Annotated in this window: 1 protein-coding gene; it reads right to left on the reverse strand. The window is 44.5% G+C overall.

The window, feature by feature from the left end; genetic code table 11:
• On the reverse strand, nt 1–263 hold a 263-nt coding region (locus tag AB4486_RS28200; RefSeq protein ID WP_372120131.1), incomplete at both ends, for a putative manganese transporter.

A 263-nucleotide genomic window follows, 5' to 3' on the forward strand; every position in this document is an offset into this window, starting at 1 on the left:
GCTATCACAGAGCCAAATTCGAAGAAAAGAAAAGCAACCACCACCCACGCTGTCACGAAGTTAGTATCTTGAGCCGTTTTTTGTAGTGGATGAGAGCCTACACATTTCTCGTCTTCACTTACGGCTGATTTGTAATCTTCAATTTCACGGGTGAGACCCCATAGAAACATCGAGCTAATCAACAAAATAGTGCCTGCCCATTCCATCGACATTTCGGGCAAAGCGAGCAACTCATTCACATCCACTTGAAAAGAGCCAAGTAG

Source organism: Vibrio sp. 10N.222.55.C6 (assembly GCF_041473395.1).
GTDB lineage: Bacteria > Pseudomonadota > Gammaproteobacteria > Enterobacterales > Vibrionaceae > Vibrio > Vibrio crassostreae_C.